The organism is Desulfocastanea catecholica (assembly GCF_054657295.1).
The window spans coordinates 19,609-35,233 of the sequence record NZ_BAAHYZ010000007.1; the positions used below are offsets into that span (position 1 = coordinate 19,609).

The 15,625-nt window shown below is 47.4% G+C and carries 16 protein-coding genes; 3 read left to right on the forward strand and 13 right to left on the reverse strand.

What is annotated here, in order from left to right; all coding sequences use genetic code 11:
* The first annotated feature begins 6 nt into the window (after positions 1 to 6).
* Positions 7 to 582, forward strand: coding sequence for a rubrerythrin (rbr, locus tag ACYQ8U_RS08140; protein WP_459945038.1), 576 nt, complete (start codon positions 7 to 9; stop codon positions 580 to 582).
* Between the two features lie 50 nt (positions 583 to 632).
* Here the strand turns inward: rbr and dfsP are convergent, their stop codons facing one another.
* From dfsP to ACYQ8U_RS08165, 5 genes are all read right to left on the reverse strand, one after another.
* The gene (gene dfsP / locus ACYQ8U_RS08145) at positions 633 to 1,253 is read right to left on the reverse strand and encodes a DUF166 family (seleno)protein DfsP (RefSeq protein ID WP_459945195.1); all 621 of its coding nucleotides are present in this window, start codon (positions 1,251 to 1,253) and stop codon (positions 633 to 635) included.
* Between the two features lie 60 nt (positions 1,254 to 1,313).
* Positions 1,314 to 1,700, reverse strand: coding sequence for a hypothetical protein (locus ACYQ8U_RS08150; RefSeq protein ID WP_459945039.1), 387 nt, complete (start codon positions 1,698 to 1,700; stop codon positions 1,314 to 1,316).
* 195 nt (positions 1,701 to 1,895) lie between these two features.
* The gene (fdhF, locus tag ACYQ8U_RS08155; RefSeq protein ID WP_459945040.1) at positions 1,896 to 4,580 is read right to left on the reverse strand and encodes a formate dehydrogenase subunit alpha; all 2,685 of its coding nucleotides are present in this window, start codon (positions 4,578 to 4,580) and stop codon (positions 1,896 to 1,898) included.
* A 5-nt stretch (positions 4,581 to 4,585) separates the two neighbouring features.
* The gene (gene nuoF / locus ACYQ8U_RS08160) at positions 4,586 to 6,367 is read right to left on the reverse strand and encodes an NADH-quinone oxidoreductase subunit NuoF (RefSeq protein ID WP_459945041.1); all 1,782 of its coding nucleotides are present in this window, start codon (positions 6,365 to 6,367) and stop codon (positions 4,586 to 4,588) included.
* 3 nt (positions 6,368 to 6,370) lie between these two features.
* Complete coding sequence (locus ACYQ8U_RS08165) at positions 6,371 to 6,838, reverse strand: NADH-quinone oxidoreductase subunit NuoE family protein (protein WP_459945042.1); 468 nt, start codon at positions 6,836 to 6,838, stop codon at positions 6,371 to 6,373.
* A gap of 417 nt (positions 6,839 to 7,255) precedes the next feature.
* On the opposite strand from ACYQ8U_RS08165, the gene ACYQ8U_RS08170 reads away from it, so the two are divergent.
* Both ACYQ8U_RS08170 and ACYQ8U_RS08175 read left to right on the forward strand, forming a co-directional pair.
* The gene (locus ACYQ8U_RS08170; RefSeq protein ID WP_459945043.1) at positions 7,256 to 8,524 is read left to right on the forward strand and encodes a radical SAM protein; all 1,269 of its coding nucleotides are present in this window, start codon (positions 7,256 to 7,258) and stop codon (positions 8,522 to 8,524) included.
* Between the two features lie 30 nt (positions 8,525 to 8,554).
* Entirely contained in the window at positions 8,555 to 9,136 is a 582-nt protein-coding gene (locus ACYQ8U_RS08175; RefSeq protein ID WP_459945044.1) for a 5-formyltetrahydrofolate cyclo-ligase, read from the forward strand.
* 76 nt (positions 9,137 to 9,212) lie between these two features.
* On the opposite strand, the gene ACYQ8U_RS08180 is transcribed toward ACYQ8U_RS08175, so the two are convergent.
* From ACYQ8U_RS08180 to ACYQ8U_RS08215, 8 genes are all read right to left on the reverse strand, one after another.
* Complete coding sequence (locus tag ACYQ8U_RS08180) at positions 9,213 to 9,386, reverse strand: hypothetical protein (RefSeq protein ID WP_459945045.1); 174 nt, start codon at positions 9,384 to 9,386, stop codon at positions 9,213 to 9,215.
* A gap of 140 nt (positions 9,387 to 9,526) precedes the next feature.
* The gene (locus ACYQ8U_RS08185; RefSeq protein ID WP_459945046.1) at positions 9,527 to 10,150 is read right to left on the reverse strand and encodes a DUF3786 domain-containing protein; all 624 of its coding nucleotides are present in this window, start codon (positions 10,148 to 10,150) and stop codon (positions 9,527 to 9,529) included.
* The gene (locus ACYQ8U_RS08190; protein ID WP_459945047.1) at positions 10,147 to 10,320 is read right to left on the reverse strand and encodes a histidine kinase; all 174 of its coding nucleotides are present in this window, start codon (positions 10,318 to 10,320) and stop codon (positions 10,147 to 10,149) included. The genes ACYQ8U_RS08185 and ACYQ8U_RS08190 overlap by 4 nt, the downstream gene beginning before the upstream one ends.
* A gap of 45 nt (positions 10,321 to 10,365) precedes the next feature.
* A complete protein-coding gene (locus tag ACYQ8U_RS08195; RefSeq protein ID WP_459945048.1) occupies positions 10,366 to 10,788 on the reverse strand; it encodes a hypothetical protein in 423 nt (140 codons plus the stop codon).
* Positions 10,789 to 10,894: 106 nt separating this feature from the next.
* On the reverse strand, positions 10,895 to 12,856 hold the full coding sequence (cooS, locus tag ACYQ8U_RS08200; RefSeq protein WP_459945049.1) for an anaerobic carbon-monoxide dehydrogenase catalytic subunit: 1,962 nt from the start codon (positions 12,854 to 12,856) through the stop codon (positions 10,895 to 10,897).
* A gap of 484 nt (positions 12,857 to 13,340) precedes the next feature.
* The gene (locus ACYQ8U_RS08205; RefSeq protein ID WP_459945050.1) at positions 13,341 to 14,123 is read right to left on the reverse strand and encodes an ATP-binding protein; all 783 of its coding nucleotides are present in this window, start codon (positions 14,121 to 14,123) and stop codon (positions 13,341 to 13,343) included.
* An 89-nt stretch (positions 14,124 to 14,212) separates the two neighbouring features.
* Positions 14,213 to 14,500: a DUF3110 domain-containing protein gene (locus tag ACYQ8U_RS08210; RefSeq protein WP_459945051.1), complete on the reverse strand. Its 288-nt coding sequence runs from the start codon at positions 14,498 to 14,500 to the stop codon at positions 14,213 to 14,215.
* 130 nt (positions 14,501 to 14,630) lie between these two features.
* Positions 14,631 to 15,521 (reverse strand): dihydropteroate synthase, encoded by an 891-nt coding sequence (locus ACYQ8U_RS08215; RefSeq protein ID WP_459945052.1) that lies wholly within the window; start codon positions 15,519 to 15,521, stop codon positions 14,631 to 14,633.
* Positions 15,522 to 15,625: the final 104 nt, after the last annotated feature.

Here is a 15,625-nt window from a genome sequence, read left to right on the forward strand (position 1 = left end):
CTGCCAATGGCTGGCTTTCGTGAGAGCAAGACAGCGAAAAATCTTCTTCTTTCCTATTCCGCCGAGGCCCAGGCACGGACGCGCTACAATTTCTTTGCCACCCAGGCGCGTGAGGACGGGTATATTCAGATTGCTAACCTTTTTGACGAAACCGCCCAACAGGAATACGAACATGGCCTGCGTTTTTTTAAATTTTTCAATGGAGGGGAACTTGAGATAACCGGAAAATTTCCAGCCGGTGTCATAAAAGATACCCGTGCCAATCTGCTCAGTTCGGCAGAACTTGAGCTCTACGTGCATGACCACATGTACCAGGTTTTTGCTGAAGAAGCCGAAAAAGAGGGCTTTCAACGCGCAGCAGACACTTTTTATGCTATCAATGTCGCTGAAAAAAACCACGAACTGATGTTTCGCGATCTGGCCGAAAACATAGCTTCCGGTAAGATATTCAAACGAGAACAATTGGTTACCTGGAAATGTCTCAGCTGTGGGTATCTACATGAAGGCTACAGTCCGCCGGACAAATGCCCAGCGTGCGTCAAGCCACCGGGGTATTTTGAAATATTAAAAAAGAACTGGTAAGACCAAGGCCATCGCCGCAAAGCGATGGCCTGCTTTACACCAGGAGGGCGCTACAGAAGCTCGAGTACCTTTGTAATGGCCTTCAGGAGTTGTTTTTCATGGATCTTGCCGGCAAAATGCACCGGACTTTTACCATAAATGGGATCCCAGCCAGCAGGATCCGCATAACAGTAGAACTGCGTTTCAAGGCCGATTTTACGGGCCGCATCATCTGCGGGGTGACCGATCAGCCGTTGTGCCGCTTCCCATGAAGCGCCGCAAGGTGCTCCGCGCAGCACTTTGACAGCCGATATTTTCCCGTCTTCTATCTCAACCTCGAATTCCGGAGCACCGAAACACTCGCCATAGCTGCCGAGACCATCCTGTCGGGGAAGACCGCAGCAGGTCGGCGGCATAATAGCTTTTTTGCCGACTATTTTCTTTCCCGATGCAATCAGAGGAATGTCTTTTTTCATGCACCGTTCAGCTAAATCGGCCGACAGGTCACTGTGGCGAAGAAAATCGAGCACCAGATCACAGGAAATATCATCGGGCAGATAGGCACTGCTGTCATCGAGCACCAGTGGCAGCATTTCATCGATATTGATGACTTCCAGGTCAAAAAGATCCTTGCCGTATTTTCTTAGGCCACTGATTTTTTTTTCGCCGCTTCCATTCTGCTGGAAGACCATAATGTGTTGTCGAGATTTTGTCGTATCTTCTTTCACTCTCTTTTCCTCACTTCAACTGTATCAAATATCCAGACGCACCCAACGAGTACAGTACCGGTAGGCCGCTTCGAGCAGTTTTTTTCTCTTTTGAAAAGCATGCGCCAGTACATGAAAAGAACCGGCCGCATCACGATACAGGACCATACCGCCTGCCATTTCACATACCTCTTCCCCCGAATGTATCGTCAAGGGGGAATCGATCTCCATGATTTCCAGTTCATCATCCTGAAACTGAAAATAGGCCATTTGCGCCAAAGCATGGTATTCGTGCTTGGCGTGACCGCTGTCTTTTACCGTAAATGTTTTGATATACCCAGCTTCCTGCGCGGCAATCTCGGGAACGAGAATAACACTTTCGCAGTCGGTTATCACTGTTTCTGCAAATTGAATAGTTATTGATATACTCATTTTGTCTGGACACTCGAGGTCTGAATTGTAACTCCCCCACCGGTAACCGCGGAAAAAGCCTGCATAAACTACTCCTCAAACTACTCCTTGATCGTAGTGACAAAAACGGGAAGTCGAGCAAACCGCTGCTCAACTTCCCGTGATCAAGAATATTTTGTCGTATTTTATCGACAAGAGCCATTCATACGGCAATGACTACTTCTCAATTCGTACGGCACACACCTTTGCTTCCATAATCTTACAGATCGGATCCATGGCATCGCTGGTGAGCAGGTTTGCCGCGGCCTCACTGTAATGGAAGGGGATAAAGACCACGGTGGGCGGGACAATTTTACTGACCCGTGCCCTTAATTTAATCGATCCCCGACGGGAAGTTACGGTTAAAAATTCCCCCTGCGCTACTCCAAGAACATCGGCATCGGCAGGGTTGACTTCGACAAATGCTTCCGGGGCGATCATATTCAGACCTGATGATCGCCTGGTCATTGTTCCGGTATGATAGTGGAACAGTTCCCGACCGGTTGTCAAGACATAGGGATATTCTTTATCCGGCAACTCTTTTGACGCGACAAACGGTACGGGGGTAAAAAGCGCCTTGCCGCCTTCCCTTGGAAAGGTATCCTGAAACAGAAATTCAGTTCCAGGATGATCCGCACTAGGGCACGGCCACTGCAGACTTTGCTGTTCCAGTCGTTCATAGTTTATGCCGGCCATGGCTGGCCAGAGAGCAGCAGCTTCGTCGAAAATCGCCGCGGCTTTGGGCTTATTGGTTAAATCCCCGGCTACGGCCACGCGTTTAAAAATCTGGTCGATAATGTCCAGATCCGACTGTGCGACACCTGGTGAGGCAATAGCCTTTCTTATCCGCTGCACCCGCCTCTCGGAAGAGGTAAAAGTACCATCTTTCTCCGCAAAGGAGGCACCAGGCAGGACAACATCGGCCAGCCTCGCGGTCTCGGTCATGAAGATATCCTGGACCACCAGGAAATCAAGGGCTGAAAAAGCCTTGACCGAATGGGTCATGTTTGGATCAGAGAGAGCTGGATTCTCGCCAAAAATATACATCCCTTTGAGCGTTCCATCGAGCATGGCACCGGTCATCTCCGTTGCCGCCAACCCTACCTTATCGGATAAGGTCGTCCCCCAGGCCTTCTCAAATTTTTCCTTTATGGCCGGCACATCAACCTTCTGATAGCCGGGATATACATTCGGCAGCCCGCCCATATCACAGGCGCCCTGTACATTGTTCTGGCCCCGGAGCGGATTGACCCCGGCCGCCCGCTTACCGACATTACCGGTCAGCATGGCCAGGTTGCCTACGGCACAGACGTTATAGGTTCCCATGATATGCTGCGTAATACCCATGGCATAGTATATCCCGGCATTGCCCGCTTTTGCATAGATACGCGCCGCTTTTTTGATATCTTCCGCCGGCACACCGGTAATCTCTTCGCCGTATTCCGCAGTAAAGGGTTCGAGGGATTTGACGAAGGCATCATAGCCTTCCGTTCGTGCAGCTATGAAATCTTTATCCTCCAGGCCTTCGTCAAGAATGACATGCATGATCGAATTGAGCAGGGTGGAATCCGTGCCCGGACGATGACGCAGCCAGACAGTGGCAAATTTTACCAGAGGGATCTTTCTTGGATCGGCAACAATCAGCTGAGCCCCCTTGGCCACCGCTTCTTTCATGCGCAAGGCAATGATCGGATGATTTTCCGTAGTGTTTGATCCTATGACAAAAATTGCTTCATTATCGGCTATCTCGGCGACTGAGTTGGTCATTGCCCCGGAACCGAATTTTGTGGCCAGACCGGCCACTGTTGCGCTGTGTCAGTAACGGGCGCAGTGATCAATATTGTTGGTGCCCAATCCTGCCCGAAACATCTTTTGAAAAAGATAATTTTCTTCGTTGGTGCACCTGGCCGAACAAAGCCCGGCCAGAGCGTCCGGACCATTTTTTTCCTTGATATCCGTCAGTTTTTTGGCGACGTAATCAAGTGCCTCGTCCCAGCTGGCTTTCTCAAATTGGCCTCCTTTCTCCCTTCTGATGAGGGGATGGGTCAACCGGTCCGTGCTGTTGATAAACTCAAAGCCAAATCTTCCTTTAACACAGAGCCAGCCACGGTTATGGTTTTTGGCATCAGAATCAACCCGAATGACCTGATCGCCATGGGAGCGCAGGGTAATATTACAACCGCATCCACAGTAGGTACAGGTGGTATCGGTGAATTTAACACCTTCCATACGGGGCTTGCCTGACCAGATGGCACCGGAGAGAGCGCCAGTTGGGCAAACGGAAATACACTGACCGCAGAATACACAGTCCAGATCATGACCGAACGGCGGGATAACTTTTGCCTCAAAGCCCCTTTCAGAAAAACCGATTGCACCAATGCCTTGTACCTCTTCACATACTCGAACACAGAGCCCACACATAACGCATTTGTTCTGATCCCTGGTAACAAAGGGATTATGGTCGACACGTTTATGCTCACGCATTTCACCGGCAAAACGATTTTCACGAATGCCATACTGATAAGCAAGTTCCTGCAATACACATTCTCCGGTCCCAATACAGGTCATACAGTCATTTGGGTGATCGGAAAGCAGGAGTTCTACTGTGGTTTTCCGCAACCTGTAGAGTCTCGCACTTTGAGTCTGCACTGACATACCGGCAGTGGCTGGTGTGGTACAGGAAGTTACAGGTTTAGGCATTCCTTTAATTTCTACAATACAAAGCCGGCAGGCACCAAATGGCTTCAGCCTGTCATCATGACAGAGAGTCGGAATTCTAATCCCCAACTGTTTAGCTGCCTCTAAGACAGTAGTGCCTACAGCAACCTCAATCGACTTACCATCTATAGTTAGATTTATCATAGTTACTACTCCTTTAATACGGCGCTGAATTTACAGGCATCAAAACAAGATCCACATTGGATACACAGCTTATTGTCAACCTTATGCGGCAGTTTTTTCTCACCGGTGATGGCATTGACCGGACAAGCCCGTAAGCACATTCCGCAACCAACGCACATATCCTCACGAATAAAAAATGTCAGCAACTTATTACAGACTTTGGCTGGACATTTTTTGTTCTTGATATGGGCTTCATACTCATGACGAAAGTATTTAATAGTACTAATTACTGGATTCGGTGCCGACATACCAAGACCGCAGAGGCTGGAATCTCTTACGTCCTCGGCCAACTCCTGCAAAAGCTCAATATCGCCTTCTTTGCCCTCTCCTTCGGTAATCCGGGTGAGGATCTCAAGCAGGCGCTTGGTGCCGATCCGACAGGGAACACATTTACCGCAGGATTCTGACTGGGTGAATTCCAGGAAAAACTTGGAAATATTAACCATACAGTCGGTTTCATCGAGAACAACCATACCACCGGAACCCATCATCGAACCAACCGCTGCCAAACCCTCATAGTCAACCGGCAGATCGATATGTTGTTGTGGAATACAGCCCCCAGATGGACCACCTGTCTGCACTGCCTTAAAAAGTCTGTCGCCCTCTATTCCACCACCTATGTTAAATATGATATCTTTGAGGGGTATTCCCATGGGAACTTCAATGAGACCGGTGTTCCTGATCTTTCCTGTCAGAGCAATAACCTTGGTTCCTTTGCTTTTCTCCGAACCTATTGAAGCGAACCAGGCAGCTCCCTTATTGAGAATATGGGGTAAATTTGCAAAGGTCTCGACATTATTAATAATAGTTGGTTTACCCCAAAGACCTTTATTGGCTGGGAACGGTGGCTTAGCTCGCGGCATTCCTCGTTCGCCCTCAATGGAAGCGATAAGGGCAGTTTCCTCGCCGCAAACGAAGGCACCAGCGCCAAGTTTGACCTTAATTTTTAAACTAAAATCCGTTCCAAAAAGATTTTCGCCTAAATAGCCTTTTTCCTTGGCGGCCTTTAGAGCCATATGCAGCCTGTCTACGGCAAGCGGATATTCCGCGCGAATATAGACATAGCCGATACTGGCACCAATTGCGTAAGCGCCAATGATCATCCCTTCGATGACGGCATGGGGATTTCCCTCAACGACCGAACGATCCATGAAGGCACCAGGGTCGCCTTCATCGGCATTACAGATGATATAGTACTGATCCGAATCATTGGCTGCACAAAAACCCCATTTCACCCCTGTTGGGAATCCGCCGCCTCCTCGTCCGCGCAAGCCTGATTCCTTTACCATGGCGATGACTTCCGCAGGAGTCATAGTAGTCAGGGCCTTTTCGGCAGCCTTATAACCATCCACGCCCAAATAATCATCAATAGATTCCGGGTCGATCTTACCCAAATCACCCAGGACTACCTTCGTTTGATTATCATGGAAGGTATGGTAATCATCTCCGACCAGCCATTCCTTGACTGGCCTTCCTCCAACCACATGGTCCTGGATCAGTTTGCTGACCATATCGGGTTGAATATACTGATAGGTGGAGACTGTACCATCCATATTTATATCGACAAGGACGTCACGAGCACAAAAACCGCGACAACCTACCTTATGGACTTTGCATTTCTCTTTGACAGTAGCGTTTTCGATGCCGGCAGCCTCGAACTGCTTGGTGAACTCCTCCATCACCATATCAGCACCAGCAGCGATGCCACCAGTACCCATGCACACATTGACAATTATTTCGCTGCTCATGGTTTATCCCTTATAATCTTTGAGACTCTTAACTATTTTACTTGGAGTTACCTTTCCAAGCACCTTTTCATTAATCAGAACAACCGGGGCGATACTGCAGGCGCCCACACAGTTGACACGCTCAAGGGTGAATTGCATATCCTTGGTTGTATCCTGATCATCTTTTAGTTTAAGATCTTCGCGAACTTTGGCGATGACACGAGGTGCTCCCTTGACGTGACAAACCGTGCCACAGCAGACTGTGACAATATTTTTGCCGCGCGGGTTTTGATGAAACTGGGAATAAAAGGTAACGACTCCGTAATATTTGGAAGGCGGAATGTTTGTGCGTTCGGCAAACCAGTTAACAGCTTCTTCTTGTATGTAGCCTATTTTACTTTGTATTTCTTGCAATATTGTAATAATATTGTCTTCATTGGCGAGACACTTATCATATATCGCCTCCAACGTTTCCGTCATCTGCTTATCCATACACATACCCCTTAAATGATGATTATTCACTCCAGACGGGCAGTGTCGCAACTGGAGTGCGGAGAAACTTCGTTTCCCTTCTTCAAACGATCACTTCTTATCTGATACCTATCAGTATATTGGTTTTCCTCTTGATATTTCTACACTTCCCAGTTTTACACCAGTTAATGCGCCACTATCACTAGTCATCACAAAACGTTCTACTATAACGCAAAAGGGAAAATGTTTCCAACAAGTTTAGACTTTATCCGACCATAAAAATATTTCATTGTTTTTTCGCTGAAAAACCGTAATTTGACAAGAGTTGAACAATCCGGTAAGTAACACAACCGGAATATTTTTTTACAGCTTTCGTTTGTCATAAAGACTTGATACATTATACAAAACAGCATAAAGAGGAAAGCATCGGAAAACGAAATGAGTAACATCTATACATCTGATAAGCTCAAGATAACTCTCGGGAAAACTGGGAGCAGTGTCTACACCAAAATGAGTTTTCCTGTACATTGCGGCCTTTACAACGAAATTGAGACAGCAGATTTTATTTTTCAATTTAATCTCAACGGTGAAATATTTCGCGCAAAAGGCAAAGGAAGAGACTGGGCCCATCCCCACGAATGGCTGAAACGAACCCAGGGAGACGACTGGATCTACTATTCCACTGGTGGCTATACCGGGGTTTTTGAGGCGACAGGGGAATATTACCTGCCAAATTTCCAGTATCCAAGCAACAGTATCCTCGGAGGCCATCCCTTTGCACAGCATGAAATACGGCACATCTCCGAATCATGGTATCAGATACTCCAGGAACTGCTCGACCACACCGTTGGTCTGCCGAACGACTTCAACAGTTTTTTGTTCGACGTCCTCGGTAACAGTCCGGAAATATTAGCGCAAAAAGCACAACGACTGCACGAAACCGTCGGCGGACGAATTTCCGTCCTCCCGCCTGATGCCAGACATGTCGATTATAATTTCATTCCGCTGACAATTTCTCGAGGCTGCCTGTATAAGTGTGCATTCTGCAAGGTGAAGAACGGCACCGTGTTTACCGAAAAAACGGGTCCGGAGATTGATCGGCAGATCGACCGGCTCAAACAGCACTACGGTCAAGATCTTGTTAATTACAACAGCCTGTTTCTTGGCGAGCACGACGCCCTGCAGACCAATGCCGATCGTATTTTGTTGAGCATCGAAACGGCCTACAATGAATTTGGTTTTGCCAAATCATATATTGCAAACAACAGCACATTTCTTTTTGGCTCCGTCACGTCGTTTCTCAACGCACCGGAATATTTTTTCCAGCAATTGAATACATTTCCGGGTATGACCTACATCAACATCGGCCTTGAATCCGCCGACCAGGAAACCCTAGACAGAATCGGCAAGCCAATTACCGAAAAGCAGGTACAAGAATCTTTTAGCCGCAGTCAGGATATCAACGACCGCTATTCATCCATTGAAATAACGGCGAATTTCATCATGGACGACAAGCTCCCGGAAAACCATTATAAAAAAATTCTCGAGTTAATCAGGGAAAAACTGCCTCGTGTTAAACCAAAGGGATCGATTTATTTTTCCCCTTTGACCTTTAACCAACCCTCTCGCAGCCGTCTATTCGAGTTCAATCGAATAAAAATAATGAGCAGACTGCCGACCTACCTCTACATCATTCAACGATTATAACCAGAGAGAAACTTTATCGGAGACCAAACAATGCTTGATAGTGCACAACTGAGAAAAAAAATACTGACGGAACGCAACCGATTGACAGCTGAAGAAATCGACACGAAATCGCTTGCTATCCAGCAGAGACTTTTGGCCCTGGAACAGATTCGCAACCGTCAATCAATTTTTGTTTATGTCAGTTTCAGAAGTGAAGTTGCCACCCTTTCTCTTATTGACACCCTGATCGATATGGGCAAAACCGTTATCGTCCCTATCACCAGAGTTCGGGAGAAACGACTGGACGCCATTCATATCACCAATCGATTGACAGATCTCGAACCGGGATACTGCGACATTCCCGAACCAAAAGAGGAACTCTGTATAAGCAGAGAGATTGCCCCTGAAGAGATCGAAACAATTCTTTTACCCGGTTCTGTTTTTGATTTGCGTGGAGGTCGATTCGGCTATGGCGGCGGTTACTACGACCGCTTCCTGGATAAAGTGCCGACCGCGACTCGAATCGGCCTGGCCTTTGATCTGCAGATCATAGAAAAAGCGCCGCTGCAGGAGCATGACGAGCTCCTTGACTTTGTCGTCACCGAGAGCCGGGTGATTCGCAACCAGAGATAACTTTTTCAAAAAAAAAACTCTGTTGAAATAAAATTATTTCAACAGAGTTGACACAACAGCATGTAAACAGCAAAAATTACTTTACTGTACAGGTTTTTGGATCTACTGCAGCACCGCAAGCCGAACATTTTGCAACTTTAGTAATTTCATCCGAAAACACTTCCCATTCTTTGCCGCATTCAGGGCATTTGACCTTGATTTCTTTCAAAGTTTTATTGCTTTCAAATCCTGGACAATGTTGATCTGTCATGCATATCTCCTTTTTTACTGGTTAAGTAGTTCTCCGACTCCTACTGACACGAAAGATTATAAATCAATATATGCAAAGTGCCAGAAGTAGATGTCATCTCCTGGCTTTTTTTGCTGTCGCACCATAAAAGCCTTCTCGGCTCAGCAAAAACGTGCAGAGGCAATCAGTTTTCCGGTAAGGAGGGTTCCGGTCATGGCCAGACATTCCATATCGAGAAAATAGGCCGCCGAGGAATGATAGAGAACCGAACAGGTCGCGGAAAACAAGTCGTCACGATCGTTGAAATTGACAATGACCGGCACACGCGGAAAAGCAAAAAATTGCATCGACAAGTCATATATATCGGAGTCCAGAAGCTTGCCGCCGATATCCTGCCCCCTCCTTTTCAAGCCTTCGAGGTTGCCGCTAAATGTCGACTCGATGGTTTTATTGGTGTTCGTTGTGAAATAAGAGATAAGCGGTCCGGCATCTTTAAATTCTCTGTAGGTCATCAGGACAGTGTTCATTGCCGGGAGTTGCGGTGGACAGGTCAGAATATACTTGCAGATCATCACCTGCACGGCCGGGGTAAGAACCTCCTGCTCATCGCCGACAATCCCATCGGCCCCAAAACGATACATTTTATCGTAAAGCGGAATTTGCAGAGAATTGTTGTCGATTGTTACGCCGAGTGCCTCGGCTTTTGCCAGGAAATCAATTTTTTGAATCTCTTTGAGGTATCGCCTGTAGGTTTGGTCGAATACCTTTGCCCGCTCTCCACTCATTTCAGTTCACCCAGTTTTTTCACGAGCAGATCGCGCTCATCTTCCAGTTGCAACAGATCCATCATCACCGGCGGCTTTGCCGAATGTGCCGGTAGTCGCCGTAAGGTCTCGGCTATTTCCTCTTCGAGATACTTCAGTCGCTCTTTTATCCGGTCAATTTCAGCACTCATCTTTCCCTCTTCATCGGCAGAGCGAAACACTCACGACGTAAGCTATTATTCGACAGATGCCTCAACCGCTGATAATTCCTGCTCAATCATTTCTACTTCACTCTTGAAAGCCATACGCTTTTGGCTTCGATAAAAAACGGTGTTGCCGATCTTTCCTGATCGGGTAAACATGACAACCTCATATCTGTCCCCATCCTGGAGATTGTCCTCAACCCAAAGCACCCGTTCCATATCAAGCGAAAAATCGTTACAGAGCTGTTTGGCAAATTTCTCCGGGTTCGCGGAAATCGACTGGCCCTCTCCTGTCGAGGCGTACACACAAACGATGGGTTTCAGATACTCTACCTTCAAGGAAGAAGACGCACATCTGAAAATTTTCACATCATACGCACCTGGAGACCAGGCGATGGGATCCTGATTGTTTCGCTTTGTCCCGTCCCAGCGGTATCTTCCATTAAATATTGCCATAGTTCGAACTCCCGCTAATCTCATGTGCAGCAGATCAGGCCTGTACCAAAAAAACAGGAGACGGCAGAAATAATTCCTTCTACCGTCTCCTATATAATAAGGCGTGTTACGCCGTTACGTCAAGAGATCGTCTGTCAGCCATATCAGTCAACACTCTTTCCCTCGCCTTATCAATACCAAGCTGAACACGTTTCTTGTCAATATGGGCAATCATCAGCCTGGCCATTTCTTTCGGGTCATCGGCATGTGCCCATTTGCCGAAACCAAGATTTTCCAGATCCTCAAACAGATGCTTCTCAAATTTGGTCCCTTTGGTCATCGGGAAAGTATGACCAAACACCACATAGACCCCTGAAGCAACAAAATACTGGCCGATGGCAAGGGCTTTTTCGCTCATCCATTCAGGGGCGCAACCAGCGGCCGGCAGGTCGGCAATACAGTCGCCCAGACCGCCAACCTTCACCATTTCAGTGGCGGCAATAAGAATCCTGCTGTTGTCTACACAGGAACCCAAACCAAGAATCGGCGGCATGCCGACAGTCTCGCAAACCTCGGCAAGGCCAGGTCCAGCCAGTGCCGCAGCTCCAGGTCCGGTGAGTCCGGCCTTGGCGAGGGCCATTTGCGAGCAGCCGGTCTGCAGCACCAATACATCATTTCTAATCAACTCTTTGACCAGCTCGACGTGGGAGTAATCCTGCTTTGACCGCGGGTTGGTACAGCCGACAACTCCAGCTACGCCACGAATCCTGCCGTTGATGATATTTTCATTGAGCGGGGTATAACTGCCGCGAAATGATCCACCCAGCATATAATTAATGTATTCGAAGGAAAAACCATGCACTCCAGTTGCTTTATTGCGTGGAATCTGAACCGGCTTTTTACGGTTTTTAAACCTGGTGATTGCCTTAATGACAATCTCATCAGTACATTCCCGCGGCTCGTGCTCTTCCAGCTGAATATGCAGGGCGCCTTCGATTTTTGCTCGATAATTGGTGGTGATAAAAGGTGTGTCATAGAAATCGGCGACCTTCTTCAGATCTTGTTTGATACATTGGATATCGACCGTCATGGCATCAATAGCACCAGTTACCAACACCGCCTCGGTACTGGAAAAATTACCCGCATGAGGCAGCCCATGCCGCGACAGCGCCTCAAGACCGGAACAGCACATCCCGACAAGATTTATTCCTTTTGCTCCGGCATTCTTTGCCGCCTCGAGAAGAGTAGGATCGGCTACGGAAACAACCATGGATTCGAGAAGATTCGGCTCGTGACCATGAACAATAATATTTACCTGATCTTCCTTGAGCACTCCCATGTCAACTTCAACTTCGACCGGAGATGGCGTGCCAAATAAGATATCCGAGATATCCGTCGAGACCATGGATCCACCCCAGCCATCAGCGAGGGCTGTCCTGCTTATCTGCTTGGTGATGTTTTCATAATCCTGGTCGACACCCATGGCACTACGATGCATCATTTCCATAATTTCACGCATTGCACCACGCGGGACAACTCCGGCAGCTCGCCATTGTTCAAGTGTTTTCGGTGGTACCCTCTTCACCATCGGGATTTCCCCATCCACCTGCGTATAAGTTTTTTCCAGTTCATGATACAGATCCAGTGCCACATCTTTTAGCTCTCTGCCCTCGGTTGGAATATCGAGAGAGGTGGCAATTTCCAGCAGTTTAATTGGGTCTTTAATGGAATAATCCTTGATCTTACCATCAATAACGTCACGGAAGAGCTCGAGCATTGCCATTCCGTGATCGGTATGGGCCGCTGTTCCTGCAGCAACCATCCGCCCAAAATTCCTTGCGACAATGGTATCAATCGTTGCCCCGCAGACACCTACCCGATCATAAGGACTGTTGACATTCATCCGACAGGGCCCCATGGAACAGTGTTTACAGCAGGCAGATTTTTCTCCAATGGGACAGGCTTTCATCGCCTGGGCTCGGTCAAAAAAGAGTTCAACACCATCATTTCTTGCCTTGGTTATCATTTGTGCGGTTGATTCGCATATCGTCAGGTCGTTTACGTTGATGAGTTCTAGTGGTTTTGCCATGATGCCTCCGGGAAAAATGAATTACTGGAATATTCCATTTCGCTTGTCTGCAAATCCTCGCAGACCGTTTTAAGAAGAGAGAAGGTCCTGCCCTACAACAAATATGGACAATGATTTTTCAGACATAATCGAAGATTCATTGTCACATGAGAATTTCTAGCTGGTATTCTAGTCATACCACTTCGTGATAGAAGATTATACCACGTCGTGATATTGTCAAGATCAATTTAGGCCATGTGGCACATAATGTCGTTTAAATTTCCACGGTGTCTGTGCGGGCAAAAGGTTCAGGAAGACAAAAGGAGGAGAGATACAATTGTAAAAAATAAATCGGGCGGAATTGCATAAGATCTTATGCCATTCCGCCCGAGGCGTTACGTCCAATTTTCCAGGCCCAGCTTGTCACAGAAGAGGCGCCAGGCTTTGTCTCACCACACCGTCATCGTGGCTTGACAGCTCATGGTCCCAACGCAGAGGAAAGGAATTAATTTTTCTTCAATGCCGTCAGTTTCTCAATTATTTCATGCAGCTCTTTTGGCGCATCGCTAATGATATCAAATGGTCTTCGGCCATCCCTGTCAGCGGTGACAACCTCTTTATGCTCCGGCAGAAATCCCAGTATTTCGAAATCTGCAAGATTTTTACGGATCAATTCCTGGTCTTCGATACCCTGAACTCGATTGCCCAGGACAAAGATTTTCTTTATCCCTATGTCGGTGCCAAGTTTTCGGATCTTTGCTGCTGCAGCCTGGCTTCGTGCACCGGGATTGACAACGATAATCAGTGCATCGACCGACGCCGAGGTTGCACGACCAAGATGTTCCACCCCGGCCTCCATATCCATAATGACAATATCATCACGGACCAAAACCAGATGGTTCATCAATGCTTTCAGAATAGTCGCTTCGGGGCAAATACAGCCTGATCCGCCACTCTGAACCGTTCCCATCACCAGCAGTTTCACCCCATCTCTTGTTAACGAGAACCTCTCCGGGATATCGTCAACCTTGGGATTGAGGGTAAAAAATCCTCCCATCGTCCCAGGCGTAGCCCCTGTTCGTTCAGCAATGAGCTCAGTCAGTTGAGAAATCGGTGTAATCGGTTCATCTTCAGGAATACCGAGACCGGCAGCCAAATTTGCCACCGGATCGGCATCTATGGCAATAACTTTATTGTTTTCATCGGCGGCTAAACATCTTGCCAGGAGTGCGGTTATAGTGGTTTTTCCGACCCCACCTTTGCCACCAATTGCTATTTTCAGACTCACGTTGGGAAATCTCCTTTCACTCAATTGTTACGCTGTCTATCGGGTGCTGAAATTATCAAGGGCACGATTTCTGTGCCGAAACATGCAGCTTACTCTTTAATAACCTGACCATCACTATCGAACAAAGCTACCGTAAAATCATTTTTGCTCGCCGTTTCATGCAGTTCTTCGATATGAATTGCCTGAAGCTCATACTTTTTGCCTTTTTGCCGCGGCATAGTCAGAAAACAGTCATTTGCCTCTTCTTTCGTACGAAAGGCCGGGATAAAGTTGACCTCTTTCTCAGCGTTGTACAATCCGAGAAGACTCTCGTCCTTACCTGGATCGCAAACAAAAACATATACCCAGTTGCCAGCTTCTGCATTTTCTTCTTTCATTCGGTCTCTCTTTTAAAAAGTATCAATTACTACAGTCTCACCAGTACGTTTAGATTAATAACCACTCATTACACAAAAAAAAAGCTCCATCCCGTAAAGGATGGAGCTTTTTTTATCGAACACCATCTTCTCAGATATCCAGATAGGAATCTGAAAAAAGATTTTCACCGGTGATGACTTTGACGGTTTTTACATAGTCGGCCATCTCTTTTGACAAGGTAGAAAGATCAGGAGCGTTGCCGTCCATTGCCTGATGAACAATCTTGACAATCTCAGGACGCTGTCCTTTGGCCACGGCGATAAGTTCACTATCGAGTGGATCGGCGATAACCGATTTCATGCCATAGCGTTCCAGCATGATCATGAAGGTGTTATTCAGGATCGGACGCAGATGGACAGGAGGTCCATTGGAAATGTTGGACAGTCCGCAGGTAGACATTGCACCAGGTGCGATATCTTCAAGCATCATCTGGAAGTTCAACAGGGCGACACTCTGGGCCTGCTGAATGTTCACCGGTGTGACGATACCGTCAACCCAGATTTTCTCATTGGGAATGCCGGCTTCGTTTGCCGCATAAACGAGTTCGACGCAGAGGGCGGCTCGCTCGTTTTCATCACGCGGCAGACCATCCGGTCCCCACATCAAGGCAACGATATCGGCATCATATTTGGCGGCCATCGGCAGCATGACCGTATAGCGCTCGGGGCGGGCCATAATGGAGTTAACAATGTGTGGCTTGCTTGCCGGTTTGAGAACCTTAAGGCCTTCTTCGATAGCGGCAATGTTCGATGTGTCAAGGAGAAGAGGCATGTCGGGCACCACTTCCTGGACGACCTGGCACACCCATGGCATCAGTTCGTGACCGTCTTTTTTTGCCGGCCCGAGGTTGATGTCAATATAGTCCATGCCCAGTTTCTTCTGCTCCAGGCATTCTGCTTGAATTGGTTTTGGGTCACGCTCCCTGTATGCCTTTCCAATTACCTTGGAAATGACATTAAGGCTTTCACCAAAAAGAATCATATTTTCTCTCCTTTATCAAAAATAGGTGGTAAAAAACTTCGAAAATACCGCAATACAGCAATACTCTATAAAAATTTTGCCGGTGTTTCCGTAAAGAAACAACC

What these genes read in the sequence shown, in the direction of transcription:
- ACYQ8U_RS08190 (WP_459945047.1), bottom strand. Translation starts at nt 10,320, where the DNA reads ATGAGTGCTGAAATTGACCGGATAAAAGAGCGACTGAAGTATCTCGAA.
- ACYQ8U_RS08170 (WP_459945043.1), top strand. Translation starts at nt 7,256, where the DNA reads ATGAGTAACATCTATACATCTGATAAGCTCAAGATAACTCTCGGGAAA.
- ACYQ8U_RS08175 (WP_459945044.1), top strand. Translation starts at nt 8,555, where the DNA reads ATGCTTGATAGTGCACAACTGAGAAAAAAAATACTGACGGAACGCAAC.
- dfsP (WP_459945195.1), bottom strand. Translation starts at nt 1,253, where the DNA reads ATGGTCTTCCAGCAGAATGGAAGCGGCGAAAAAAAAATCAGTGGCCTA.
- ACYQ8U_RS08195 (WP_459945048.1), bottom strand. Translation starts at nt 10,788, where the DNA reads ATGGCAATATTTAATGGAAGATACCGCTGGGACGGGACAAAGCGAAAC.
- nuoF (WP_459945041.1), bottom strand. Translation starts at nt 6,367, where the DNA reads ATGAGCAGCGAAATAATTGTCAATGTGTGCATGGGTACTGGTGGCATC.
- ACYQ8U_RS08150 (WP_459945039.1), bottom strand. Translation starts at nt 1,700, where the DNA reads ATGAGTATATCAATAACTATTCAATTTGCAGAAACAGTGATAACCGAC.
- cooS (WP_459945049.1), bottom strand. Translation starts at nt 12,856, where the DNA reads ATGGCAAAACCACTAGAACTCATCAACGTAAACGACCTGACGATATGC.
- ACYQ8U_RS08165 (WP_459945042.1), bottom strand. Translation starts at nt 6,838, where the DNA reads ATGGATAAGCAGATGACGGAAACGTTGGAGGCGATATATGATAAGTGT.
- ACYQ8U_RS08185 (WP_459945046.1), bottom strand. Translation starts at nt 10,150, where the DNA reads ATGAGTGGAGAGCGGGCAAAGGTATTCGACCAAACCTACAGGCGATAC.
- ACYQ8U_RS08210 (WP_459945051.1), bottom strand. Translation starts at nt 14,500, where the DNA reads ATGAAAGAAGAAAATGCAGAAGCTGGCAACTGGGTATATGTTTTTGTT.
- ACYQ8U_RS08180 (WP_459945045.1), bottom strand. Translation starts at nt 9,386, where the DNA reads ATGACAGATCAACATTGTCCAGGATTTGAAAGCAATAAAACTTTGAAA.
- ACYQ8U_RS08215 (WP_459945052.1), bottom strand. Translation starts at nt 15,521, where the DNA reads ATGATTCTTTTTGGTGAAAGCCTTAATGTCATTTCCAAGGTAATTGGA.
- rbr (WP_459945038.1), top strand. Translation starts at nt 7, where the DNA reads ATGGCTGGCTTTCGTGAGAGCAAGACAGCGAAAAATCTTCTTCTTTCC.